Genomic DNA, 24,317 nt, shown 5'->3' on the forward strand with positions numbered 1-24,317 from the left:
CAGACCTTTCTACGCTCACCGCACACTGCTGTGGTGGGCATGCCATCCCTGGCGCTCCAAGGCACGCCCACCCGGACGGAGCAGGGTTCCACCCCCACCACCGTCGCACCATTCGGGAGCAGCCTTGAGTACCGCATGTCGTACCCGTACGCGCTTCAGATCACGAGCCGCAGCGGCACTGACCGCACTCACCCTCCCCCTGGCCGCACTGATCGGTCTGGCCTCCCCCGCCCAGGCGGCCGCCTCGGCGACCGCCACCTATGCCAAGTCCTCGGACTGGGGCACCGGATTCGGGGCCGGCTGGACCATCAAGAACACCGGCACCACCACGCTGAGTTCCTGGACCGTGGAGTGGGACTACCCCTCGGGTACGTCCGTGACCTCGGCCTGGGACGCGGACGTCACCAGCTCCGGAACGCACTGGACCGCCAAGAACAAGTCGTACAACGGCACCCTGGCCCCCGGCGCCAGTGTGAGCTTCGGATTCAACGGCGCGGGCTCCGGGGCCCCCTCGGGCTGCAAGCTCAACGGCGGCTCCTGCGACGGCGGTTCTGCCCCCGGCGACAACCCGCCGTCAGCCCCCGGCGCGCTGACCGCGGGCAACGTCACCGACACCGGGGTGACGTTGTCCTGGCAGGCCGCGACCGACGACAAGGGCGTCAAGAACTACGACGTGTACCGGGGCGCGGCGAAGATCGCGACCGTCACCGGTACGAGCTACACCGACTCCGGCCTGACCGCGGGCACCACGTACACCTACAGCGTGACCGCGCGCGACACCGCCGACCAGACGGGCCCTTTCTCGGGCTCGGTCACGGTGACCACCACCGGCGGTGGGGGCGGCCCCGGCCCCGGCGGCGACAAGGTGCGGCTCGGGTACTTCACCGACTGGGGCGTCTACCAGCGCAACTACCAGGTGAAGAACATCGTCACCTCGGGTTCGGCGAGCAAGCTGACCCACATCAACTACGCGTTCGGCAACGTCACCAACGGCCAGTGTGCCATCGGTGACGCGTACGCCGACTACCAGAAGACGTACGACGCGTCGTCGAGCGTGGACGGCACGGCCGACACCTGGGACCAGCCGGTCGCGGGCAACATCAACCAACTGCGCGAGCTGAAGAAGAAGTACCCGGGGATCAAGATCCTCTGGTCCTTCGGCGGCTGGACCTGGTCCGGTGGCTTCGGCGCGGCCGCCGCGAATCCGACGGCGTTCGCGAACTCCTGCTACTCGCTGGTCAAGGACCCGCGCTGGGCCGATGTGTTCGACGGCATCGACATCGACTGGGAGTACCCCAACGCCTGCGGACTGTCCTGCGACACCAGCGGGCCCGCGGCCCTGAAGAACCTGCTGGCCGCGCTGCGTTCGAAGTTCGGCAGCTCGGAGCTGGTCACGGCCGCCGTGACCGCCGACGGCTCGGCGGGCGGCAAGATGGACGCGGCCGACTACGGGGGCGCGGCGCAGTACGTCGACTGGTACAACGTGATGACGTACGACTTCTTCGGCGCGTGGGCCGCGCAAGGCCCCACCGCCCCGCACTCCCCGCTCACCTCGTACAACGGCATCCCGATCGCGGGCTTCAACACCGATGCGGCGATTCAGAAGTACAAGTCCAAGGGTGTCCCGGCGAGCAAGCTCAATCTGGGCATCGGCTTCTACGGCCGGGGCTGGACGGGCGTCACGCAGGACGCCCCGGGAGGCACGGCGACCGGCCCGGCCCCCGGCACCTACGAACAAGGCATAGAGGACTACAAGGTCCTCAAGAGCGCCTGCCCCGTGACGGGCACCGTCGCGGGCACGGCGTACGCGCACTGCGGCACCAACTGGTGGAGCTACGACACGCCGTCGACGATCGCCGGAAAGATGACGTACGTGAAGAACCAGGGCCTGCGGGGTGCGTTCTTCTGGGAGTTCAGCGGCGACACGTCCAACGGTGAGCTGCTCTCGGCCATGTCCTCCGGCCTGAACTGACCAGGCTCCTGGAAGGCGGGCCCGTCCCCCGCCTTCTGGGGGCTCTGACCCCGAACCCCCGCTCCTCAAACGCCGGAGGAGCTGCATCTGCCGTCGATCGACTGCGGACCGTGCGTGGTTGCTCGCGCGGTTCCCCGCGCCCCCAACTGCATCGGTGCCGTCCGGCGCCGGATGCTAGGCCACGTTCACCCGTTGGCCCGGCGGCGCCGCCTCCAGCCACGCCAGGAAACCCGTCAGCGCGTCCTCGCTCATCGCCAGCTCAAGCCGCGTACCCCGATGCGTACAGCCGAGGATGATCGCGTCCGAGAGAAGGGCGAGTTCCTCCTCGCCCTCGGGCAGCCGGCGCGACACGACGTCAATGGCCGAACGCTCCAGAACGCGGCGCGGTCTCAACGCGTAGGAGAAGACGCGGAACCACTCGATCCGGTCGCCGTTGTAGCGGGCCACCCCGTACACCCAGCCCTTGCCGCTGGTGTCCGGCGTCTCCGGAAGGTTCCAGCGCAGACTGCAGTCGAACGTTCCCCCGGAGCGCTGGATCAGCCGCCGGCGCAGACCGAAGACGAAGAGTCCCACCAGTACCAGCGCGACGACCAGGCCACACACAAGCAGAGCGAGAGTCATCTACACCGACCTCCTCGCTCAACCAGTAATCCAGCAACGGAAAAATCTGCCTGCATCGCCTCAGCCGCGACCGGCTCCGGTAAATTCCGGACCGTGCCGCGGCTGAGGGAAAACGTCGGCGGGGTGCTAGCGCACCGCCACCGCGCGCAGCCGTACATCGGCGCGCCGCTCGGCGGCGGCGTCCGACTCCGACTTCGCACTCTCCAGCGCACGCTCGGCACGCTGGACGTCGATCTCGTCCGCCAGCTCGGCGATCTCCGCGAGCAGCGACAGCTTGTTGTCGGCGAAGGAGACGAATCCACCGTGCACCGCCGCGACGACGGTGCTGCCCTCGCTCGTACGGATCGTCACCGGGCCCGACTCCAGCACACCAAGGAGCGGCTGGTGACCGGGCATGACGCCGATGTCGCCGGACGTGGTGCGCGCGACGACCAGGGTGGCCTCGCCGGACCACACGCTGCGGTCCGCGGCGACGAGCTCGACGTGCAGCTCAGTAGCCATGGTTGGCTCCTCGGGTCACCACCCGGCGGTTCGGCCGGGTGTTGGGACAATTCTAGTCAGTTCTCAGTGGGCGATACGGAGAGGGGCAGGACGCACCCGCCCCTCTCCGCCAAACACACAGGCCTCGCGACTCCCGGGAGCTGGGCCCCAGGAGTCGGACGAGTCAGGAGACGCCCAGCTCCTTGGCGTTGGCCTTGAGGTCTTCCAGGCCACCGCACATGAAGAACGCCTGCTCGGGGAAGTGGTCGTACTCGCCGTCGCAGATCTGGTTGAACGCCGTGATCGACTCTTCCAGCGGAACGTCCGAACCGTCGACGCCGGTGAACTGCTTGGCGACGTGCGTGTTCTGCGACAGGAAGCGCTCCACGCGGCGGGCGCGGTGCACGACCAGCTTGTCCTCTTCGCCGAGCTCGTCGATGCCGAGGATGGCGATGATGTCCTGGAGGTCCTTGTACTTCTGCAGGATCGTCTTGACGCGCATGGCGGCGTCGTAGTGCTCCTGCGCGATGTAGCGCGGGTCCAGGATCCGGGACGTGGAGTCCAGCGGGTCCACGGCCGGGTAGATGCCCTTCTCGGAGATCGGACGGGAGAGAACCGTCGTCGCGTCCAGGTGGGCGAACGTGGTGGCCGGAGCCGGGTCGGTCAGGTCGTCCGCGGGGACGTAGATCGCCTGCATCGAGGTGATCGAGTGACCACGGGTCGAGGTGATGCGCTCCTGGAGGAGACCCATCTCGTCGGCCAGGTTCGGCTGGTAACCCACCGCGGAGGGCATACGGCCGAGCAGGGTCGACACCTCGGAACCCGCCTGGGTGTACCGGAAGATGTTGTCGATGAAGAAGAGGACGTCCTGCTTCTGGACGTCACGGAAGTACTCCGCCATCGTCAGACCGGCCAGGGCGACGCGCAGACGCGTGCCCGGCGGCTCGTCCATCTGACCGAAGACCAGGGCGGTCTTGTCGATGACGCCCGAGTCCTGCATTTCCTCGATGAGGTCGTTGCCCTCACGGGTGCGCTCGCCGACACCGGCGAACACCGACACACCGTCGTGGTTGTTGGCCACGCGGTAGATCATTTCCTGGATGAGGACGGTCTTGCCGACACCGGCACCACCGAACAGGCCGATCTTTCCACCCTTGACGTACGGGGTGAGAAGGTCGATGACCTTGACGCCGGTCTCGAACATCTCGGTCTTGGACTCGAGCTGGTCGAAGTTGGGCGCCTTGCGGTGGATCGGCCAGCGCTCGCCGATGTTGGCGTTCTCCTCGGGCTTGTTCAGCACCTCGCCGAGGGTGTTGAACACCTTGCCCTTGGTGAAGTCGCCGACCGGCACCGTGATGCCGTCGCCCGTGTCGGTCACCGGGGCCTGGCGGACCAGACCGTCGGTGGGCTGCATCGAGATCGCGCGGACGATGCCGTCACCCAGGTGCTGGGCGACTTCGAGCGTCAGCGTCTTGAGCTTGCCGTCCTCGGCCGGGTCGGCCACCTGGACGTGCAGCGCGTTGTAGATCTCCGGCATCGCGTCGACGGGGAACTCCACGTCGACGACCGGGCCGATGACCCGGGCGACGCGGCCCGTGGCAACGGCCGTCTCAACAGTGGTCGTCATTACTTGTCACTCCCCGCGGTCGCGTCGGCCAGCGCACTGGAGCCACCGACGATCTCGCTGATTTCCTGGGTGATTTCGGCCTGGCGGGCCGCGTTGGCAAGCCGGGAAAGGCTCTTGATGAGCTCTCCGGCGTTGTCGGTGGCCGACTTCATCGCGCGGCGGCGGGCGGCGTGCTCAGAAGCGGCCGACTGCAGCAGCGCGTTGTAGATGCGGCTTTCGACGTAGCGCGGCAGCAGGGCGTCGAGGACGTCCTCCGCCGACGGCTCGAAGTCGAAGAGCGGAAGGATCTGGTCCTTCGTGCCCGTCTCTTCCTGAGCCTTCTCCAGCGACAACGGCAGCATCCGGTTGTCGACCGGCATCTGCGTCATCATCGACACGAACTCCGTGAAGACGATGTGCAGTTCGTCCGCACCGCCCTCGGCCGTCTCCGTCTGGACGGCTTCGATGAGCGGCGCGGCCACCTGCTTGGCGTCCGCGTACGTGGGGCTGTCGGTGAAGCCGGTCCACGACTGTGAGACCTTGCGCTCACGGAAGCCGTAGTAGGCGACACCCTTGCGGCCGACGATGTACGTGTCGACCTCCTTGCCCTCGCCGCGCAGCCGCTCCGTCAGCCGCTCCGCGGCCTTGATGGCGTTGGAGGAGTAGCCGCCGGCCAGACCGCGGTCGCTCGTGATGAGCAGGACCGCGGCGCGGGCCGGGGCCTCGGCCTCGGTGGTGAGCGGGTGCCTGGTGGTGGAGCCGGTCGCCACCGCGGTCACCGCACGGGTGAGCTCGGTCGCGTACGGCGTGGAGGCCGCCACCTGGCGCTGCGCCTTGACGATGCGCGAGGCGGCGATCATCTCCATCGCCTTGGTGATCTTCTTGGTCGCGGTGACGGATCGGATGCGACGCTTGTAGACCCGGAGCTGCGCTCCCATGAGTCAGGTCCCTTCCGTCGTCGTCACTTGCTGGTGCTGACCGGGGCGTCGTCGCCGAGAAGCTTGCCGTCCGAGGTCTCGAACTGCCGCTTGAAGCCGGCGATGGCGTCGGCCACGGACTGAAGGGTGTCGTCCGACATCTTCGCGCCCTCGGCGATCGAGGTGAGGAGCTCCTTGCGCTCGCGGCGCAGGTACTCCAGCAGCTCGGCCTCGAAGCGGCGGATGTCCTCGACCGGGACGTCGTCCATCTTGCCGGTGGTGCCGGCCCAGATGGAGACGACCTGCTCCTCGACCGGGAAGGGCGAGTACTGCGGCTGCTTCAGCAGCTCGACCATGCGCTTGCCGCGCTCAAGGGAGGCCTTGGAAGCGGCGTCCAGGTCGGAACCGAAGGCGGCGAACGCCTCCAGCTCGCGGTACTGGGCGAGGTCGACACGCAGTCGGCCGGAGACCTGGCGCATCGCCTTGTGCTGCGCGGAACCACCGACTCGGGAGACGGAGATACCGACGTTCAGCGCGGGGCGCTGACCGGCGTTGAACAGGTCCGACTCCAGGAAGCACTGGCCGTCGGTGATGGAGATGACGTTGGTCGGGATGAACGCCGACACGTCGTTCGCCTTGGTCTCGACGATCGGCAGACCGGTCATCGAGCCGGCGCCCATCTCGTCCGACAGCTTCGCGCAGCGCTCGAGCAGACGCGAGTGCAGGTAGAAGACGTCGCCCGGGTAGGCCTCGCGGCCCGGCGGACGGCGCAGCAGCAGCGACACGGCGCGGTAGGCGTCGGCCTGCTTCGACAGGTCGTCGAAGATGATGAGGACGTGCTTGCCGTCGTACATCCAGTGCTGGCCGATGGCCGAACCGGTGTACGGGGCAAGGTACTTGAAGCCGGCCGGGTCGGACGCGGGAGCGGCGACGATCGTCGTGTACTCCAGCGCGCCGGCCTCTTCCAGGGCGCCACGCACGGAGGCGATGGTCGAGCCCTTCTGGCCGATGGCGACGTAGATGCAGCGGACCTGCTTCTTCGGGTCGCCCGAGCGCCAGTTGTCGCGCTGGTTGATGATCGTGTCGACGGCCAGAGCGGTCTTGCCGGTCTGGCGGTCGCCGATGATCAGCTGACGCTGGCCACGGCCGATCGGCACCATCGCGTCGACGGCCTTGTAACCGGTGGCCATCGGCTCGTGCACCGACTTACGGACCATTACGCCGGGAGCCTGCAGCTCCAGGGCGCGGCGGCCGTCGGTCTCGATCTCGCCGAGGCCGTCGATCGGGTTGCCGAGCGGGTCGACGACGCGGCCGAGGTAACCCTCGCCGACGCCGACCGAGAGCACCTCACCGGTGCGCTGCACCGGCTGGCCCTCTTCGATGCCGCTGAACTCGCCGAGGACGATCGCACCGATCTCGCGCTCCTCGAGGTTGAGGGCAAGACCGAGCGTTCCGTCTTCGAAACGCAGCAGCTCGTTCGCCATGGCCGAGGGAAGACCCTCGACCTTCGCGATGCCGTCACCGGCAACGCTGACCGTACCGACCTCCTCGCGCGAGGCCGCGTCCGGCTGGTACGACTGGACAAAGGTCTCCAGCGCGTCCCGGATCTCCTCCGGCCGGATCGTGAGCTCCGCCATCTGGGTTCCCTGCTCTCCTTGTTGGGCCCGAAGTTTCTAAGGGGGTCTGGGGGCCGACCCCCAGGAATCTTCTGCAATTTCTGCACGGCCCAACCGGGCCGCTGGTGTTGCTAATTCAGTTGCTGTGCCGACCGTGAGGTCAGCGCGCCAGCCGCCGGTTCGCCTCTTCGAGGCGCTCCGCGATGGTGCCTTCGATGACCTCGTCGCCGACTCGCACCGAGATCCCGCCGAGGACCTCGGGGTCCACGTCGAGGTTCAGGTGCATCTGGCGGCCGTAGATCTTCGCCAGAGCCGCGCCGAGGCGCTGCTTCTGGACGTCGGTCAGCGGTACCGCCGAGGTGACGACGGCGACCATCCGGTCCCGGCGTGCCGCGGCGAGCTTGGACAGGGACTCAAGGCCCGCTTCCAGGCTACGTCCACGCGGCCGGGTCACCAGACGACCGACGAGCCGCTCGGTGACCGGGTTCGCCTTGCCGCCAAGCAGGCCGCGCACCAGCTCGCCCTTGGCCGAGACCGTGGCGGTCCGGCTGGTGAGCGCGGCGCGCAGCTCGGTGCTGGAGACGACGATGCGGCCGAACCGGAAGAGTTCGTCCTCGACGTCGTCCAGCGCGCCCGACTGCTGCGCGGCGGTGAGGTCGGCGGTGCTCGCCAGCTCCTCCAGCGAGTCCACCAGGTCACGGGACTGCGACCAGCGGGAGCGGACCATGCCGCCCACCAGGTCGACGGTCTCGCCGCCCACCTGGCCGCCGAGCAGGCGCCCGGCCAGCTCGGCCCTGGCCTCGCCGGCCTGCGCCGGGTCGGTCAGGACCCGACGCAGCGAGACCTCTCGGTCGAGCAGCGCGGTGACCGCGGCCAGCTCGTCGCCGAGCTTCGCCGCGTCGACGGACGTGTTGTCCATCAGTGCGTCGAGACGCTCGCGTGCGGTGGCCAGTGCCTCGCGGCTCGCGCCGTTCATCGGACAGCCTCGGCCTTCTCCTCGAGCTCGCCGAGGAAACGGTCGATGGTGCGGCTCTGGCGGGCGTGGTCCTCCAGGGACTCGCCGACCAGCTTGCCGGCCAGGTCGGTCGCCAGCTTGCCCACGTCCTGACGGAGCGAGTGCGCGGCGGCCTTGCGGTCGGCCTCGATCTGGGCGTGGCCGGCAGCGATGATCTCCTCACGCTGCCGCTGGCCTTCCGCCCTCATCTCCTGGATGAGCGCGGTGCCCTGCTCGGTCGCCTCCTGGCGCAGGCGGGCAGCCTCGTGGCGAGCCTCGGCGAGCTGCGCCTTGTACTGCTCAAGGACGCTCTGGGCCTCGGTCTGAGCGGCCTCGGCCTTCTCCATCCCGCCTTCGATGGCCTCGCGACGCTCGTCCAGAACCTTGTTGATGTTCGGGAGGAGCTTCTTGGCGAGGAAGCCGAAGACGATGACGAAGGCGATGAGGCCGATGACGAGCTCAGGCCACGGCGGAATGAGGGGGTTTTCCTTGCCCTCGGCCGCCAGCTGAACCATGGTGAGGTTCACATCAGTGCCTTTCGTCGGTCGGTCTGGTCGTGGTTCGTCTTAGTAGACGAACGGCATGACGAGGCCGATCAGGGCCAGCGCCTCACAGAACGCGAAACCGAGGATCTGGTTGGCGCGGATCAGGCCGGCCGCTTCGGGCTGACGGGCAAGAGCCTGCGTACCGTTACCGAAGATGATGCCGACGCCGACACCCGGGCCGATTGCGGCGAGGCCGTAACCGATGGAGCTGAGCGAGCCGGTGACGCCATCGGAGGCAGCGAGGATCTGGGACATGCCAGTTCTTCCTTCTCTTTCACGGACCGGTGGGGGTTGGCCACCGGACGACTTGGGGTATGGAGGGGGCGGGCCGTCAGTGGTGCTCGGCGACGGCGCCCTGGATGAAGACGCAGGCCAGCAGGACGAACACGTACGCCTGGACAGCCTGGATGAAGAGTTCGAACGCGGTCATCACGACGACCATCACGAAGGAGACGCCGGAGTAGGCGATGCCGATGCCGTTGAGCATGTACCAGCTGGCGATCGTGAACAGCAGCAGCAGGGTGTGACCGGCGAACATGTTCGCGAAGAGTCGCACCGCGTGCGTGAAGGGACGGACCAGCACGTTCGAGAAGAACTCGATGACCATGACCAGCGGCAGCACGCCGCCCAGGGACTTGTCATAGCCGGTCAGGTTCTTGAAACCGCCGACGAAGCCGTGACGCTTGAACGTGAGCGTCATCCAGATCACGTAGACGATCCCCGCGAGTACCGCCGGGTACGCGATGATCGCCGTCACCGGGAACTGGGCGACCGGGACGATCGACCAGAGGTTCATCATCCAGACGAAGAAGAACAGCGAGACCATGAGAGGGACCCACTTCTCGCCCTCCTTCTTGCCGATGGTCTCGTAGACGATGCCGCGGCGTACGAAGTCGTAGCCGGCCTCGGCGACCATCTGGAGCTTGCCGGGGACGATCTTCGGCTTGCGGAAGGCGGCCCAGAAGAAGCCCACGATGACGAGCGAGCCCAGCAGGGCGAGCAGCATCGGCTTGTTGAAGTACAGGCCGTTGGTGTCGCCCCAGAGCGGCTCGAAGAGGAACGAGTGCAGGCCGGGACCCTCGAAACCACAGCCGTTCGACTGGAAGATGTGGCAGCTCGGATCGAAGGCGAGCACCTGCGTCGGGTCAGCACTCACCGCGGGCTCCTTCAGCGTGGCGCATAGGTACGGCAACCTCGATGTGTCGGCGCGGCGCGCAGCCGCGGTTCGGCACTGGACTGGTGTTACGGATGATGGGGCGGCGGTCGGGCATCATGCCTCGCGATTGAGCAGGCGTCAGCTCAGATGCCCGCGCCCGCAGTGCCGCAGTTGGCACCGGACGATAGCAGGGTCCTGAACTCGCATTTATTCCGGCCCTACCTTTCACGACGACGGCCCCGTCTTTTCGGGCTTGTTGCCCTCGGAGGAGTCCGGTTCGACGTAAAGGATCTTCGCTTTCATGTGCGCACGCGCCTGCGAGCCGATCCAGACCAGGGTCAGCGCGACGAGCGTGGCGGCGAAGCACTTCGGGTTGAACAGTGTCGTGTTCTTGAAGACCGCGACGAAGATGAAGAGCAGGAGCAACTGCGCGGTGTACAGCATCAGTCCCATGGCCTGGAACAGATGCGGAAGCGATTTGGCAGTGCGCTCCAGGACGACGAGTCCGATGCCCATGAAGAGGATCACGACCAGCGTCGCGACGATGGCACCCACCGCTCCCTTGCCGCCCGCGACCACACCGCTGATCACGGCGGCAACAGCGCCCGCGGCAGCGGTGGGTAGGGCGGTCTGGAGAAGAGTGCGTGCGTCGTTGGACGGCATGGCGGCAGCTCCGCTTGCTGGTGGGGGCAAAGTGGTGTCGTCATGGACGAGCGTAAGTCCCGGGCCGAGTTGATCCCTCAGGCCAACGGACCGTCGCACTACGGTCCTTCGGCTCTGGCGCCGGGTCTCGTGAACCGTATCACAAACTATTTGATGAGGTCTTTACCATGGAAGTGTGATGGGCAGCACACTTGAGAGTGAAGCTGCGCGTTTGTGCGCAACGGGCGGCGAGATGTCTGGTATTGGCGTCGACGAGGCAAATCGTCAGCGCGCTGCCCCGGTCTTCCGTCGGTCGGGAAAACGCGAACGAGGGCCGATCGCGGTCGCTCCGTTGACGCCGGAGACTCCGGCCACGACGGGAGCGCGCTCTCCGCGCACCTCGTCCTCCTCGGCCGGAGCCAGCGAGTGCACCGTCTCCGGCTCGATCCGCGAGCGCCGGTAACGCGGCGGCACGAACCGCTCGGCCCACTGCGGGGCACGCGGCGTGAAGCGCGGCAGCAGCAGGAGGACGAGCCCGACCGCGCTCAGCGCGACGATCATCAGCACGATCCACATCGACGCCGAGTGCACCGAGTAGGCGACCGCGCCGAAGGCGATCAGCGCCGACCAGAAGTACATGATCAGCACCGCCCGGCTGTGCGAGTGCCCGATCTCCAGGAGCCGGTGGTGCAGGTGTCCCCGGTCCGCGGCGAACGGCGACTGCCCGTTCCAGGTCCTGCGGACGATCGCGAGCACCAGGTCGGCCATCGGGATCGCGATGATCGACAGCGGCATGAGCAGCGGGATGAAGACCGGCAGCATCGCGTGCGTGGCATCGCGGGTGCCGCCGAAGTTGAGCTTCATCGCGTCCGGGTCGACCTGGCCCGTGATGGAGATGGCGCCGGCCGCGAGCACCAGGCCGATCAGCATCGAGCCCGAGTCGCCCATGAAGATCCTGGCCGGGTGCATGTTGTGCGGCAAGAAGCCCACGCACATGCCCATGAGGACGGCCGCGAAAAGGGTGGCGGGGGCGGCGGCCTCGATTCCGTATCCGTACCAGAGCCGGTAGGCATACATGAAGAACGCCGCCGACGCGATGCACACCATGCCCGCGGCCAGGCCGTCGAGGCCGTCCACGAAGTTCACCGCGTTGATGGTGATCACGACCAGCGCGACCGTGAGCAGGGTGCCCTGCCAGGACGTCAGTGAGACCGAGCCGATGCCGGGGATGGGCAGCCACAGGATGGTCAGACCCTGCATGACCATGACGCCCGCGGCGATCATCTGGCCGCCGAGCTTGATCAGGGCGTCGATCTCGAACTTGTCGTCCAGGACACCGATCAGCCAGATCAGCGCGGCACCGGACAACAGCGCCCGGGGTTCGTTGGACTGGAAGACTCCGTTGAGGCCGTCGAGGTGGTCGGCGACCAGCAGTCCCGCGCACAGGCCGCCGAACATGGCGATGCCGCCGAGTCTCGGCGTCGGTTCCCGGTGCACGTCACGCGCGCGGATCTCCGGCATCGCACCGACGGCGATGGCGAACTTCCGCACCGGCCCGGTGAGCAGGTAGGTCACCGCGGCCGTGACGCAGAGCGTCAGCAGGTATTCACGCACGGGCTGCCCCAGAGGTATCGCTGGCCATCTCAGCCCCACACCCTAGCTTCGCGCGCATGTGGTTGAGGACATCCGGATACCGCAGATGGTTGCAGGGGCACCTGTGAAGCGCGGATATGTGCCCCTTTGTCCCGTAAAGGAATCCGCTGGGAAGGGTCCGTCCTCCTCAGGGAGGAGGGAATCTCTCCGCCAGTTCGCGTACCTCCGCACGCGTCCTCGGATCCTCTCGCATAGCCATCGCGAAGAGCACCGCGATTCTGGCCATCTCCGCCTCGCCCATGCCCTGGGTGGTGAGGGCCGCGGTGCCGAGCCGGATGCCGCGGGCGTCCGCGTGCGGCAGGGCGCAGGTGTCGAGGACGAGCCCGGCGCCCGCGAGGCGGCCGCGCGCCGTGCGTCCGTCGACGCCGAGCGGTGCCGGGTCGGCGAGCACGAGGTGGGTGTCGGTGCCGCCGGTGACCACCCCGAACCCCTCGGCGAGCAGCCCCTCGGAGAGGATCCGGGCATTGGCGACCACCTGGTGGGTGTACTCGGTGAACGCCGGGGTGGCCGCCTCGCCGAAGGCGACGGCCTTGGCGGCGATCGTGTGCATCTGGGCGCCGCCCTGGGTGAAGGGGAAGACGGCACGGTCGATGCGGGCGGCCAGCTCGGCGCCGCAGAGGATCAGCCCGCCGCGCGGACCGCGCAGCACCTTGTGGCTGGTGGCGCACACGACGTCGGCGTACGGGACCGGACTCGGCGCCGCTCCCCCGGCGACCAGGCCGATGGGGTGCGCGGCGTCCGCGATCAGATAGGCGCCCACGTCGTCGGCGATCTCCCGGAAGGCCTGGTAGTCGGGGTGACGGGGATAGGAGATGGAGCCGCACACGATCGCCTTGGGCCGGTGCTCGACCGCCAGGTCCCACACCTGGCCGTAGTCGATGAGCCCGGTGTCCGGCTCGACGCCGTAGCCGACGAAGTCGAACCAGCGCCCGGAGAAGTTCGCGGGCGAGCCGTGGGTGAGGTGTCCGCCGTACGGGAGCCCCATCGCGAGGACGGTGTCTCCCGGCTTCAGGAGCGCCGCGTAGGCGGCCAGGACCGCCGAAGTCCCCGAATGCGTCTGGACGTTGGCGTGGGCGGCGCCGAACAGGGCCTTGGCGCGCTCGACGGCGAGGCGCTCGGCGACGTCGACGACTTCGCAGCCGCCGTGGTGGCGGGCGCCCGGATATCCCTCGGCGTACTTGTTGCCCAGCTGCGAGCCGAGGGCCGCGCGCACGGCGGGCGAGGTGAAGTTCTCGGCGGCGATCAGCTGGAGCGAGGTCGCTTGCCGCTCGGCCTCGCCGAGCAGCACGTCCGCCATTTCGGGGTCCTGCCGCCTTACTGCTTCGAACCCCGCGAGTTCGGTGCGGCTGTCTACAGAGGTGACCGGCATGCCACCAGGGTAGATCTGAGCCACCCGGCGCGCCCGGCGTGACAGCGGGCGCCGCCCCGGGCTCCCGCGCCCCGAACGCCGGCGGGGCTCGAATTCGGCGGCGCTGTTGTCCGCGGCGTTCAGTGGTGGGTCGGTACTCCGGTCAGTGCGGTGACCACCGGGTCGAGGGCCTGGTTGATCTCGTCGCCGATGGAGCGGAAGAAGGTGATGGGCGCGCCGTACGGGTCGTTGACCTCGTCGGCCTCCGCGCTGGGGGCCAGCAGCCAGCCGCGCAGCGCCGCCGCGGCCCGCACCAGGGCCCTGGCCCGCTCCACCATGCCCTCCTGGAGCGGATCGGGCAGCGTGGCGGGGTCTATGGCCCGTACCAGCCGGGTGAACTCCTTCAGGGTGAAGGTGCGCAGGCCCGCCGAGTGGCCCATCGAGATGACCTGGGCGCGGTGGTCGCGGGTCGCGGTCAGCACCAGGTCGGCGGTGATGACGTGCTCGTCGAGCAGTTCGCGGCCGGTGAAGCCGGAGGCGTCGGCGCCGAAGTCGGCCAGGACCGCGGCGGCGTTGGCCTCCATCGGGGCCCCCTCGTGCCCCCAGGTTCCGGCGCTCTCCACGATCAGGCCGCCCGTGAACGGGTCCCCGAGCCGGTCGCTCAGGGCATGGCGGGTCAGCCGCTCGGTGATCGGCGAGCGGCAGACGTTGCCGGTGCTGACGTGGAGGATGCGGAACGAGTTCACCGCAGGGTGAACCGTGCCTATGCCACGCCCCTCAGGGGCGGTCAATTGGCCACCTCGAGGTCGGGTACCACCTTGCGCAGCTCGTCCGCGTCGAGGGCGCCCGCGCGCAGCAGCACCGGGACCTTGCCGGTGACGTCGACGATCGACGAGGGGATGATGCCCGGCGTCGGGCCGCCGTCCAGGTACACCGAGACGGAGTCCCCGAGCATGCCCTGGGCGGCGTCGCAGTCCTCGGGCGCCGGGTGGCCGGTGAGGTTGGCGGAGGAGACGGCCATCGGGCCGACCTCGGTGAGCAGTTCGATGGCGACCGGGTGCAGCGGCATCCGGATGGCGACGGTGCCCCGGGTGTCGCCGAGGTCCCACTGCAGGGACGGCTGGTGGCGGGCGACGAGCGTGAGGGCGCCCGGCCAGAACGCGTCGACGAGCTCCCAGGCCTGCTCGGTGAAGTCGGTGACCAGGCCGTGCAGGGTGTTCGGCGAGCCGATGAGGACGGGCGTGGGCATGTTGCGGCCACGGCCCTTGGCGTCGAGCAGATCCATCACGGCCTGCGAACTGAACGCGTCCGCGCCGATCCCGTACACGGTGTCGGTCGGCAGCACCACGAGCTCGCCGCGGCGGACGGCGGACGCGGCTTCGCGCAGACCGGTCGTGCGGTCGGTCGCGTCGTTGCAGTCGTATCGCCGAGCCATTTAACGGGCCTCCTCGTACACGTACACGGTCTGAATGATCTGCGGGGTCACGGCGTGGCCTTGCGGGCCGTGGCGAAGCGCGGGCGGTTGTTGAGGTCGGGGTGGTCGGCCGCGTCCGCCCAGCCGGCCTCCTCGTTGAAGATCCAGGGCACTTGGCCGCCCTGGGTGTCGGCGTGCTCGATGACGACGAGCCCGCCGGGCCGCAGGAGGCGGTGCGCGGTGCGCTCGATGCCCCGGATGGTGTCGAGGCCGTCCTCCCCCGAGAACAGCGCGAGCTCGGGGTCGTGGTCGCGCGCCTCGGGGGCGACGTACTCCCACTCGGTCAGCGGGATGTACGGCGGGTTGGAGATCACCAGGTCGACCTGGCCGTCCAGTTCGGGCAGCGCGGTCAGGGCGTCGCCCTGGTGGAGAACGACCCGGGACCCCTCGACGTTCTTCCGGGTCCACTCCAGGGCGTCCTCGGACAGCTCGACGGCGTGCACGCGCGAACGCGGCACCTCCTGCGCCATGGCGAGCGCGATCGCGCCGGAGCCGGTGCACAGATCGACGATGAGCGGCTCCACGACGTCCATCGCGCGGACGGCGTCTATGGCCCAGCCGACCACCGACTCGGTCTCCGGCCGGGGCACGAACACCCCTGGCCCCACGTGGAGTTCGAGGTAGCGGAAGAAGGCGCGCCCGGTGATGTGCTGGAGCGGCTCGCGCGCCTCGCGACGCGCGATCGCCTCCCAGTAGCGGGCGTCGAAGTCGGCGTCCTTGACGTGGTGCAGTTCCCCCCGCTTGACGCCGTGGATGTGCGCGGCGAGCTCCTCCGCGTCGAAGCGCGGTGAGGGCACGCCGGCGTCGGCCAGCCGCTGGGTGGCCTGGGCCACCTCGGCAAGCAGCACGCTTCGGGGGCCTGGGGGGCGCCCCCCAGAATGATGCTGCACGCTGGTTCCTCCGGCAGTCGTACGGGGTGGGGATTACTGGGCGGCCGCGAGCTTGGCCGCGGAGTCCGCGTCGACGCAGGCCTGGATCATCGCGTCCAGGTCACCGTCGAGCACCTGGTCCAAGTTGTACGCCTTGAAGCCGACGCGGTGGTCCGAGATGCGGTTTTCCGGGAAGTTGTACGTCCGGATCTTCTCGGAGCGGTCGACGGTGCGCACCTGGCTGCGGCGGGCGTCGGCGGCCTCCTGCTCGGCGGCTTCCTGGGCGGCGGCGAGCAGCCGGGAGCGCAGGATGCGCATGGCCTGCTCCTTGTTCTGGAGCTGGCTCTTCTCGTTCTGGCAGGAGGCGACGACGCCGGTGGGGACGTGCGTGATGCGCACGGCGGAGTCGGTGGTGTTGACGGACTGGCCGCCGGGGCCCGAGGAGCGGTAGACGTCGATGCGGAGGTCGTTCATGTTGATCTCGACGTCGACCTCCTCGGCCTCGGGCGTGACGAGCACGCCGGCGGCGGAGGTGTGGATGCGGCCCTGCGACTCGGTGGCCGGCACGCGCTGCACGCGGTGCACGCCGCCCTCGTACTTCATCCGTGCCCAGACGCCCTGGCCGGGCTCGGTCGCACCCTGGCCGCCCTTGGTCTTCACGGCGACCTGGACGTCCTTGTAGCCGCCCTGGTCGGACTCGGTGGAGTCGATGATCTCGGTCTTCCAGCCGACCCGCTCGGCATAGCGCAGGTACATGCGCAGGAGGTCGCCGGCGAACAGGGCGGACTCGTCGCCGCCCGCACCCGCCTTGATCTCCAGGAGTACGTCCTTGTCGTCGCTCGGGTCGCGCGGGACCAGGAGCAGGCGGAGCTTCTCGGTGAGCTCCTCGCGCTGCGCGGTCAGGTCCTTGACCTCGGCGGCGAAGTCGGGGTCGTCGGCCGCGAACTCGCGGGCCGTCACGATGTCCTCGCCGGCCTGCTTCCAGGCACGGTAGGTCCCGACGATCGGCGTGAGCTCGGCGTAGCGCTTGTTCAGCTTGCGCGCGTTGGCCTGATCGGCGTGGACCGAAGGGTCGGCGAGCTTCTTCTCAAGATCGGCGTGCTCGCCGATCAAATCCTCGACCGCTTCGAACATCGGTTGCTCCTGGGGTTCAAACGAAGAAGGAGGGCTGGACGGCAAAGCGCCGGTCGCGGCGCCCCCGGAACGGAGGCGCCGCGGACCGGCGCAGTTGGCTCGCTACTTCTGGGCGGAGCCGGCAGCAGCCTTGCCGAAGCGGGCCTCGAAGCGGGCCACACGGCCGCCGGTGTCCATGATCTTCTGCTTGCCCGTGTAGAACGGGTGGCACTCGGAGCAGATTTCGGCGCGGATGGAGCCGCCGCCGATCGTGCTACGGGTGGTGAAAGCCGCGCCACAGGTGCAGCTGACCTGGGTCTCGACGTACTCGGGGTGGATGTCGCGCTTCAAGGTGTCTCCTAGGTTCGGGAGGGCGCCGGGTCGCAAGCGCGGATTGCGCGTACGTGAACCGGGGCCGACGTACCAGTCTGCCAGGACTGGCCGTATCTCCCAAAACCGGGGTGGTCCCGGAACTATTCCCGGCGGCTGGGCCAGCGGCTACTGGCCGCTGACGACCGTGCTCGCGGTGCCCTTGTCACCGGCCGAGTCCGCGGTCGCGGAGGCCGGGATGGGCTGGTCCTTGGCGAGGGCGTCCCAGACCTCCTTGGCCTGCTGGGTGAGCGGGCTGACGCGGTTGGGGTCGGCCTTGTCGTACGTCACGGGCAGCGTGATCATCTTGACGTTGGCGGCGTCCAGGCCCTTGAGCCCGTTGGCGAAGCCGATCAGCGAGTTGACGGAGCTCAGCTCCGAGTCCGTGGTGATCGCCTTGGTGGCGGCGTCGGCGAGCCCGTACAGCTTGGTCGGGTTGGTGAGTACGCCGACGCTCTTGACCTGCCCGATCAGCGCCTTGATGAAGGCCTGCTGGAGCTGGATGCGACCGAGGTCGCCGCCGTCGCCCACGGCGTGCCGGGTGCGGACGAGACCGAGGGCCTGCTCACCGTTGAGGGTGTGCTTGCCGGCCGCGAGGTCGAGGTGGCTGTAGTTGTCCTTGATCGGCTTGGTGGTGGTGACGGGCACCCCGCCGAGTTCGTCGATGAGCTTCTTGAAGCCGGTGAAGTCGACCTCGATGTAGTGGTCCATCCGGATCCCGGACATCTGCTCGACGGTCTTGACCGCACAGGCCGGGCCGCCGACCTCGTACGCCGTGTTGAACATCTGGCGCCGGCCGCCCGGGTCGGTCTTGCCGTCGGTGGTCGCGCAGGAGGGGCGGGTGACCAGGGTGTCGCGCGGGATGGAGACCACGCTCGCGGCCTTGTGGCCCTGGTTGACGTGGATGACCATCGCGGTGTCGGAACGGGCGCCGCCCTCGTCGGTGCCGTACTCCTTGTTGGCGCCGGCCCGCGAGTCCGAGCCGAGGACCAGGATGTCCATCGAGCCGTTGTCGACGTTCTGCGGGCGGTTGGTGCCGAGCTGGGCGTTGATGTCGACGCCCTTGAGGTTGCCGTTGAGCTGGAAGTACACGTAGCCGAGGCCCGCGCCGCCGACGAGCACGACGCCCGCGGCACTCCACGCGGCTATGCGCACGGCGCGACGGCGCGTGCTGGGCTGCTTGCGGCGCTTGCCCGCCCCGCGTATTCGGCTGCTGCGCGTTCCCTGCTCGGCCATGGGCTCCTCAGTCCTCGGTGCTCCCCCGGGTACCGCCGCCATGATGGTCAGGCGCGGATTGTCGACACTTGTCAGACGGGCGAAGCACCAAGAAGGGTTGCACAGGCTTCTAAGAAGGCCGTAAGAGCGCATCGGGCCCGCCGCGCGACTCGCGGCGGGCCCCACTGCTCTCACCTGCGGCTTCCCGGCGACTACGGGGAGTGCCCGCGGCCGCCGGATCCGCGCGGCGTGTGTCGAACGCCTCAGCCGATCAGGCTGTAGCCGTTCCAGCCGCCGCCGATCTGGTAGCGGTCGCCGAAGGCGCCGCGACCGTTGCCGGGGTAGAGCCAGAGCACTCCCGCACTGTCGCGGGCGAACAGGTCGGCCTTGCCGTCCCCGTCCACGTCACCGGTGGCGGCGTACGCGGGGAAGGTCCAGCCGGCCGAACCGGCGAGCGAGCGGTTACCGAAGACGCCGCGGCCGGTGCCGGGGTAGAGCCACAGCTTGCCCGAGGTGTCCTGGGCCAGCAGGTCGGCCTTGCCGTCGCCGGTGTAGTCGCCCTTGCCCACCAGGACCAGGGTGCCCCAGCCGCCACCGAGGGCCGAACGGTCACCGAAGGTGCCGTCGCCCTTGCCGGGGTAGAGCCACAGCTGCCCGCTGGTGTCGACCGCGAGCAGATCGGTCAGGCCGTCGCCGTTGAGGTCGCCGGGCAGGGTGATGGACTTCATCGCTCCCCAGCCGCCGCCGAGGTCCTGGTGGACGGCTGCGCCGGCGGCCGCGCTGTAGTGGTACCAGTCCAGGTGCCCGCCGCTGGTGCGCAGGACGAAGTCCTGGCGCTGGTCGCGGTCGAGGTCGCTCTGGCGGACCAGGTCGTAACCCCGCCAGTCGCCCAGCGAGTAGCGGTTGCCGATGGTGATGCCCTGCGAGTAGTACGCGAAGCCCTCGCCGGTGCTGTCGTTGCGCGCGAAGAGGTCGGCGCGCCCGTCGAAGTTCAGATCGGTGTCGTCGACCCGGGCGTCCACGAGCCCGGCGAAGGAGCTGATCTTCGAGTACACGCTGTACGAGCCGGCCGCCACGCAGTCCGCGCGGCCCCAGGACACCACGCCCACGATGCGGTTGCCCACGACCAGCGGGCCTCCGGAGTCGCCGTTGCAGGGCGAGACGGTGCCCGCGTCGGCGCCGCTCGCCGGGTTTCCGGCGCAGAGCATCTGGCCCGGCACGAAGGAGTTCTCGGGCGCCTGGTTGTAGTACGCGCCGCAGGTGGCGTCGGACTGCACCGGGATGGTCGCCTTGAGCAGCGACATCGATATGTCCTGGTTGGTGGAGCTGGTGCGGCCCCAGCCGTACACCGTCGCCGGGGTGCCCGGCTGGTAGGCGACCGTCTCGTCGGAGGCGGCCGGCTGGAGCGTCTGGTACGGCAGCGGCGCGGCCAGCGTCAGGACGGCCACGTCACCGGTGAGGGCGTTCGCGTCGAACGCGGGGTCGGACCACTGGCGCGACACGTTGACGAGCTGCCCGCCGTGCACGTCGCCGTCGAGCGGGTACTGCGTGGTGCCGCCGAGGACGACGCCGTTCTTGCTCCAGTCCCGGCCGGCCACGCAGTGCGCGGCGGTGAGGACCTTGCCGGGGGCGACCAGCGCGCCGCCGCAGAATATGCCCTGGTTCGTCACCGGGTCGTTGTAGAACAGCTGCACCATCCAGGGCGCCTCGCCGACCGTGGCGGGCTGGCCGCTGATGATCTTCGGGTCCTTGGTGGCGGGTGCCGCCGAGGCGCTGGGCGCGGGGCTCGCGGCAGCGGGCGAAAAATGGCTGGTTGCGCTCTTGAGACGGGCCTTCAGTTCTGCTTGCGAGGCCGGTGCCGGTGCTGCCTTGAGGCTCTGCTTGTTGGGTGGCGGTGCAACGTCGGACGCCTGGGCGGGCGCGGCCCCGAGGGCCAGCGATCCCAGTGCGAGTACGGCGGTCGCCGCAGGGAGGGCATTGCGCACCCTCCGCCTGCCAGATGTCATTCGATCTCCCCATGGGTTGACCCGTAACGCAGGGGGAGTTGGCACGCAGAAGCACGAAGAGCCCTGCCCGGCGGTTGCCCAGGGCAGAGCTCAGCGGCTCAGTGGCGTATCAGTAGTACGTTCCCCCCACTTACGGCCCGCTGATAGTACTGGCAAAAAAACGCCCCCGTCAGCGAAATGACGGGGGCGCTCTCAAGTGGCCTTGTGGGGGCCGGAGTTGCTAGTCGTTGCCGTTGCCCGGACCCGGAGTCGTCTTCTGGATCTGGAGCAGGAACTCGGCGTTCGACTTGGTCTGCTTCATCTTGTCGAGGAGCAGCTCGATCGCCTGCTGCTGGTCGAGGGCGTGCAGCACCCGGCGCAGCTTCCAGACCACCGCGAGCTCGTCGCTGCCGAGCAGGATCTCTTCCTTGCGGGTGCCGGACGCGTCCACGTCCACCGCCGGGAAGATGCGCTTGTCGGCGAGCTTGCGGTCGAGCTTGAGCTCCATGTTGCCGGTGCCCTTGAACTCCTCGAAGATCACCTCGTCCATGCGCGAGCCGGTCTCCACGAGCGCGGTGGCGAGGATGGTCAGCGAGCCGCCGTCCTCGATGTTGCGCGCGGCACCGAAGAAGCGCTTCGGCGGGTAGAGCGCGGTCGAGTCGACACCGCCGGACAGGATGCGGCCGGAGGCCGGGGCCGCCAGGTTGTACGCACGGCCCAGACGGGTGATCGAGTCGAGCAGCACGACCACGTCGTGACCCAGCTCGACGAGACGCTTGGCGCGCTCGATGGCCAGCTCGGCGACGGTGGTGTGGTCCTCGGCCGGGCGGTCGAAGGTCGAGGAGATGACCTCGCCCTTGACCGACCGCTGCATGTCGGTGACCTCTTCCGGACGCTCGTCGACCAGGACGACCATCAGGTGGCACTCGGGGTTGTTGTGGGTGATCGCGTTGGCGACCGCCTGCATGATCATGGTCTTGCCGGTCTTCGGCGGGGCCACGATCAGGCCTCGCTGGCCCTTGCCGATCGGCGACACGAGGTCGATGATCCGCGTGGTCAGCACGCCCGGGTCGGTCTCCAGACGGAGCCGGTCCTGCGGGTACAGCGGCGTCAGCTTGTTGAACTCCGGGCGGCCGCGGCCGGAGTCGGCCGCCATGCCGTTGGAGGAGTCCAGGCGCACGAGCGCGTTGAACTTCTCGCGGCGCTCGCCGTCCTTGGGCTGGCGGACCGCGCCGGTGACGTGGTCACCCTTGCGCAGACCGTTCTTGCGGACCTGCGCGAGCGAGACGTACACGTCGTTCGGACCCGGCAGGTAGCCGGAAGTGCGGATGAACGCGTAGTTGTCGAGGATGTCCAGGATGCCCGCGACGGGGATCAGGACGTCGTCGTCGGCGACCTGCGGCTCGGCGCCGAACTCCTCGCGGCCACCGCGACGGCCGCGGCGGTCGCGGTAGCGGCCACGGCGGCCACGGCGGCTGCCGTCGTCGTCGAAGTCGTCCTGCGGACCGTTGTTCTGCTGCTGGCCCTGCTGGCCCTGCTGGCCGCCCTGGCGCTGCTGGCGCTGGCCGCCCTGCTGGTCGTCGCCCTTGGGACGGTCGCCGCGCTGGCGCTCGCCGCGGTCGCCCCGCTCACCGCGGTCGCCCCGCTCGCCGCGCTGGCGGTCACGGCGGTCGCCGCGCTCGCCCCGCTGGCGGTCCCGGCGGCCCTCGGCGCTGTCGACGGCCTCGGTGGCCTTGGCCTCGGCCTTGTCGCCGGCCTCGGCGGTCTTCACATCGGCCTTGGCCTCGGTCTTGGTGGCGGTCTCGACCGCCACCGAGGTGGCCTCGGGGCTGCCGGAGGGCGCGGTCGCCCGGCGGCGGCGCCGCTCACCCGCGGGCTGCTCGTCGCTGCCCTGGTCGGAGACCTTGGGGGACGGCTGGCCGGGGATGTCGATCTGCTGCTGCGCGGCCTGCTTCTCGGCAGCCGGCGCGGCGGTCTCCTCACCCGTACGGGCCTTGGAGGTGGCGCGGCGCTTCGGCTTGGTCTCGGCGTCCGCGGAAGACTTGGCCGCGGCGGCGGAACCGCTTCCGGCCTGCGCCTCCTTGATGACCTCGATCAGCTGGCTCTTACGCATCCGCGCGGTGCCCCTGATCCCGAGGCCGGACGCGACCTGCTGCAGCTCGGCCAGGACCATGCCGTCGAGGCCGGTGCCGGAGCGGCGGCGCCGCGAGGTGGTGCCAGAGGCAGCACCTGCGGCGGGCGCGGCGTTGTCGACAGAGCTGTCGGCAGTCACGCCCATCAGATCGGTGGTGTCGCTCACGAAGGGTCCTTCCCTGGAGCGGACGTCGGCCTGTCTGGCTCGGCGACCGGTTGTGCTGTCCGGCTGCGGCCTGTGATCTTGTCGACCACGGATCGTGCCGGGGCGGTGGTCCGCCGCGTACGGCGGAGAGATAAACGTGCGTGGGTTCCGGCCCGAGATCCCCCTGCTCGGCCCCTGCCGGGAAAAAGCGTGGGGTGTCGTGCCGGTTCCGGAGCGTGCTCAAAACTGCTCAGGCAGGCTGCGCAGGCAGTTGGGGAGGCTCTCGGAAGAATGGCGGTCCCTGAAGAGGACACGAAGCACCGCGCCACGAAGACGACCGATGCAGACTTGAGGTTAACACTACCGGATCCAACAAACATTCCCCCTCTCGTTCACCGGCAAGCCGCTCCCTGCGCCCGCGTCTACGACCCGAGCGGCAGGACGCTGGCACCGGCGGCGTCGAGACCGAGCCGGTTGGCGGCCCACCCCTCCCCCGCCAGGGCTGCGACCTTGTCGGCCGCACCGTCCTCGACCAGCGCGAGCACCGTGGGCCCCGCACCGGAGATGACCGCCGGGACGCCGTCCGCGCGCAGCCGGTTGACCAGCGCCACGCTCTCCGGCATCGCCGGCGCGCGGTACTCCTGGTGGAGCCGGTCCTCGGTGGCGGCAAGCAGCAGCTCGGGGCGTCTGGTCAGGGCCTCGACGAGCAGGGCCGCCCGACCGGCGTTGGCCGCGGCGTCGACGTGCGGGACGGTGCGCGGCAGCAGCCCGCGGGCCGTCTCCGTGAGAACCGCCTTGCCGGGCACGAAGACCACCGGAACGACGGAATCCGCGGGGTCCATGCGGATCGCGCGCGCCGATCCGCCGTCCATCCAGGACAAGGTGAAGCCGCCGAGCAGACAGGCGGCGACGTTGTCGGGGTGCCCCTCGATCTCGGTCGCGAGCTCCAGCAGGGCCGCGTCGTCCAGCCGGGCGTCGCCGCCTATGGTCACGGCGCGCGCGGCGACGATGCCGGCGCAGATGGCGGCGGAGGAGGAGCCGAGGCCGCGGCCGTGCGGGATGCGGTTGGCGCAGACGACCTCAAGGCCGCGCGGCTGTCCGCCGAGCAGGTCGAAGGCCGTACGCAGCGAACGTACGAGGAGGTGGCTCTCGTCGCGGGGCAGCGTCTGGGCGCCCTCGCCGGCGATGTCGACGTGCAGGCCGGAATCGGCGACGCGGACGACCACGTCGTCGTACAGCCCCAGTGACAGGCCCAGGGAGTCGAAGCCCGGACCGAGGTTGGCACTGGTGGCGGGGACGCGCACCCGTACGGCGGCGGCGCGGAATGCGGGACCGGCCATCGCTCTGATGACTCTCCTTGTGAGACTGCGGCTGAGACTGCGCTGCGAGGTTTCCGAAGACGTACCGAACACCCGATGGGCCACGTGGGCAACTGCACCGCGGCATATGCGGCGGGGCGGGTTG

Annotated in this window: 22 protein-coding genes; 1 reads left to right on the forward strand and 21 read right to left on the reverse strand. The window is 69.2% G+C overall.

Going from position 1 to position 24,317, the window contains the following annotated elements:
* The first annotated feature begins 124 nt into the window (after positions 1-124).
* Positions 125-1,972 carry a glycoside hydrolase family 18 chitinase gene (locus OG522_RS12340; protein ID WP_329463017.1) on the forward strand — a complete coding sequence of 616 codons (1,848 nt, stop codon included), beginning with the start codon at positions 125-127 and terminating at the stop codon, positions 1,970-1,972.
* Positions 1,973-2,146: 174 nt separating this feature from the next.
* Here the strand turns inward: OG522_RS12340 and OG522_RS12345 are convergent, their stop codons facing one another.
* From OG522_RS12345 to thrB, 21 genes are all read right to left on the reverse strand, one after another.
* Positions 2,147-2,593 carry a DUF2550 domain-containing protein gene (locus OG522_RS12345; RefSeq protein WP_329463018.1) on the reverse strand — a complete coding sequence of 149 codons (447 nt, stop codon included), beginning with the start codon at positions 2,591-2,593 and terminating at the stop codon, positions 2,147-2,149.
* 126 nt (positions 2,594-2,719) lie between these two features.
* A complete protein-coding gene (locus tag OG522_RS12350; RefSeq protein ID WP_329463019.1) occupies positions 2,720-3,094 on the reverse strand; it encodes a F0F1 ATP synthase subunit epsilon in 375 nt (124 codons plus the stop codon).
* Positions 3,095-3,257: 163 nt separating this feature from the next.
* Positions 3,258-4,700 carry a F0F1 ATP synthase subunit beta gene (gene atpD / locus OG522_RS12355; protein WP_329463020.1) on the reverse strand — a complete coding sequence of 481 codons (1,443 nt, stop codon included), beginning with the start codon at positions 4,698-4,700 and terminating at the stop codon, positions 3,258-3,260.
* A complete protein-coding gene (locus OG522_RS12360) occupies positions 4,700-5,617 on the reverse strand; it encodes a F0F1 ATP synthase subunit gamma (protein ID WP_329463021.1) in 918 nt (305 codons plus the stop codon). Before OG522_RS12360 ends, atpD begins: the two co-directional genes overlap by 1 nt.
* A 23-nt stretch (positions 5,618-5,640) precedes the next feature.
* Positions 5,641-7,233 carry a F0F1 ATP synthase subunit alpha gene (gene atpA / locus OG522_RS12365; RefSeq protein ID WP_161247555.1) on the reverse strand — a complete coding sequence of 531 codons (1,593 nt, stop codon included), beginning with the start codon at positions 7,231-7,233 and terminating at the stop codon, positions 5,641-5,643.
* A gap of 139 nt (positions 7,234-7,372) precedes the next feature.
* Positions 7,373-8,188, reverse strand: coding sequence for a F0F1 ATP synthase subunit delta (locus tag OG522_RS12370; protein ID WP_329463022.1), 816 nt, complete (start codon positions 8,186-8,188; stop codon positions 7,373-7,375).
* Positions 8,185-8,721, reverse strand: coding sequence for a F0F1 ATP synthase subunit B (locus tag OG522_RS12375; protein ID WP_443074829.1), 537 nt, complete (start codon positions 8,719-8,721; stop codon positions 8,185-8,187). The genes OG522_RS12370 and OG522_RS12375 overlap by 4 nt, the downstream gene beginning before the upstream one ends.
* A 51-nt stretch (positions 8,722-8,772) precedes the next feature.
* Positions 8,773-9,006, reverse strand: coding sequence for an ATP synthase F0 subunit C (gene atpE / locus OG522_RS12380; RefSeq protein WP_053726990.1), 234 nt, complete (start codon positions 9,004-9,006; stop codon positions 8,773-8,775).
* Between the two features lie 76 nt (positions 9,007-9,082).
* Positions 9,083-9,907 (reverse strand): F0F1 ATP synthase subunit A, encoded by an 825-nt coding sequence (atpB, locus tag OG522_RS12385; protein WP_329463024.1) that lies wholly within the window; start codon positions 9,905-9,907, stop codon positions 9,083-9,085.
* 225 nt (positions 9,908-10,132) lie between these two features.
* A complete protein-coding gene (locus tag OG522_RS12390; protein ID WP_329463025.1) occupies positions 10,133-10,570 on the reverse strand; it encodes a hypothetical protein in 438 nt (145 codons plus the stop codon).
* 264 nt (positions 10,571-10,834) lie between these two features.
* Complete coding sequence (locus OG522_RS12395) at positions 10,835-12,175, reverse strand: MraY family glycosyltransferase (RefSeq protein WP_329467558.1); 1,341 nt, start codon at positions 12,173-12,175, stop codon at positions 10,835-10,837.
* A 154-nt stretch (positions 12,176-12,329) separates the two neighbouring features.
* Positions 12,330-13,571 (reverse strand): serine hydroxymethyltransferase, encoded by a 1,242-nt coding sequence (glyA, locus tag OG522_RS12400; RefSeq protein ID WP_329463026.1) that lies wholly within the window; start codon positions 13,569-13,571, stop codon positions 12,330-12,332.
* Positions 13,572-13,690: 119 nt separating this feature from the next.
* Positions 13,691-14,341 (reverse strand): arsenate reductase/protein-tyrosine-phosphatase family protein, encoded by a 651-nt coding sequence (locus OG522_RS12405; RefSeq protein ID WP_329463027.1) that lies wholly within the window; start codon positions 14,339-14,341, stop codon positions 13,691-13,693.
* Positions 14,338-14,985 carry an L-threonylcarbamoyladenylate synthase gene (locus OG522_RS12410; RefSeq protein WP_329463028.1) on the reverse strand — a complete coding sequence of 216 codons (648 nt, stop codon included), beginning with the start codon at positions 14,983-14,985 and terminating at the stop codon, positions 14,338-14,340. The genes OG522_RS12405 and OG522_RS12410 overlap by 4 nt, the downstream gene beginning before the upstream one ends.
* Positions 14,986-15,032: 47 nt before the next feature.
* Positions 15,033-15,914: a peptide chain release factor N(5)-glutamine methyltransferase gene (gene prmC, locus OG522_RS12415; protein WP_329463029.1), complete on the reverse strand. Its 882-nt coding sequence runs from the start codon at positions 15,912-15,914 to the stop codon at positions 15,033-15,035.
* Positions 15,915-15,947: 33 nt separating this feature from the next.
* Positions 15,948-17,027: a peptide chain release factor 1 gene (gene prfA / locus OG522_RS12420; RefSeq protein WP_329463030.1), complete on the reverse strand. Its 1,080-nt coding sequence runs from the start codon at positions 17,025-17,027 to the stop codon at positions 15,948-15,950.
* Between the two features lie 102 nt (positions 17,028-17,129).
* The gene (rpmE, locus tag OG522_RS12425) at positions 17,130-17,357 is read right to left on the reverse strand and encodes a 50S ribosomal protein L31 (protein WP_053726981.1); all 228 of its coding nucleotides are present in this window, start codon (positions 17,355-17,357) and stop codon (positions 17,130-17,132) included.
* 147 nt (positions 17,358-17,504) lie between these two features.
* On the reverse strand, positions 17,505-18,611 hold the full coding sequence (locus tag OG522_RS12430; RefSeq protein WP_329463031.1) for an LCP family protein: 1,107 nt from the start codon (positions 18,609-18,611) through the stop codon (positions 17,505-17,507).
* Between the two features lie 242 nt (positions 18,612-18,853).
* The gene (locus OG522_RS12435) at positions 18,854-20,596 is read right to left on the reverse strand and encodes a trypsin-like serine protease (RefSeq protein WP_329463032.1); all 1,743 of its coding nucleotides are present in this window, start codon (positions 20,594-20,596) and stop codon (positions 18,854-18,856) included.
* A 220-nt stretch (positions 20,597-20,816) separates the two neighbouring features.
* A complete protein-coding gene (gene rho, locus OG522_RS12440; protein WP_329463033.1) occupies positions 20,817-22,874 on the reverse strand; it encodes a transcription termination factor Rho in 2,058 nt (685 codons plus the stop codon).
* A 401-nt stretch (positions 22,875-23,275) separates the two neighbouring features.
* Positions 23,276-24,193, reverse strand: a complete 918-nt coding sequence (gene thrB / locus OG522_RS12445) for a homoserine kinase (protein ID WP_329463034.1) — start codon at positions 24,191-24,193, stop codon at positions 23,276-23,278.
* Positions 24,194-24,317 lie beyond the last annotated feature (124 nt).

It is taken from the genome of Streptomyces sp. NBC_01431, assembly GCF_036231355.1.
Taxonomy (GTDB): domain Bacteria; phylum Actinomycetota; class Actinomycetes; order Streptomycetales; family Streptomycetaceae; genus Streptomyces.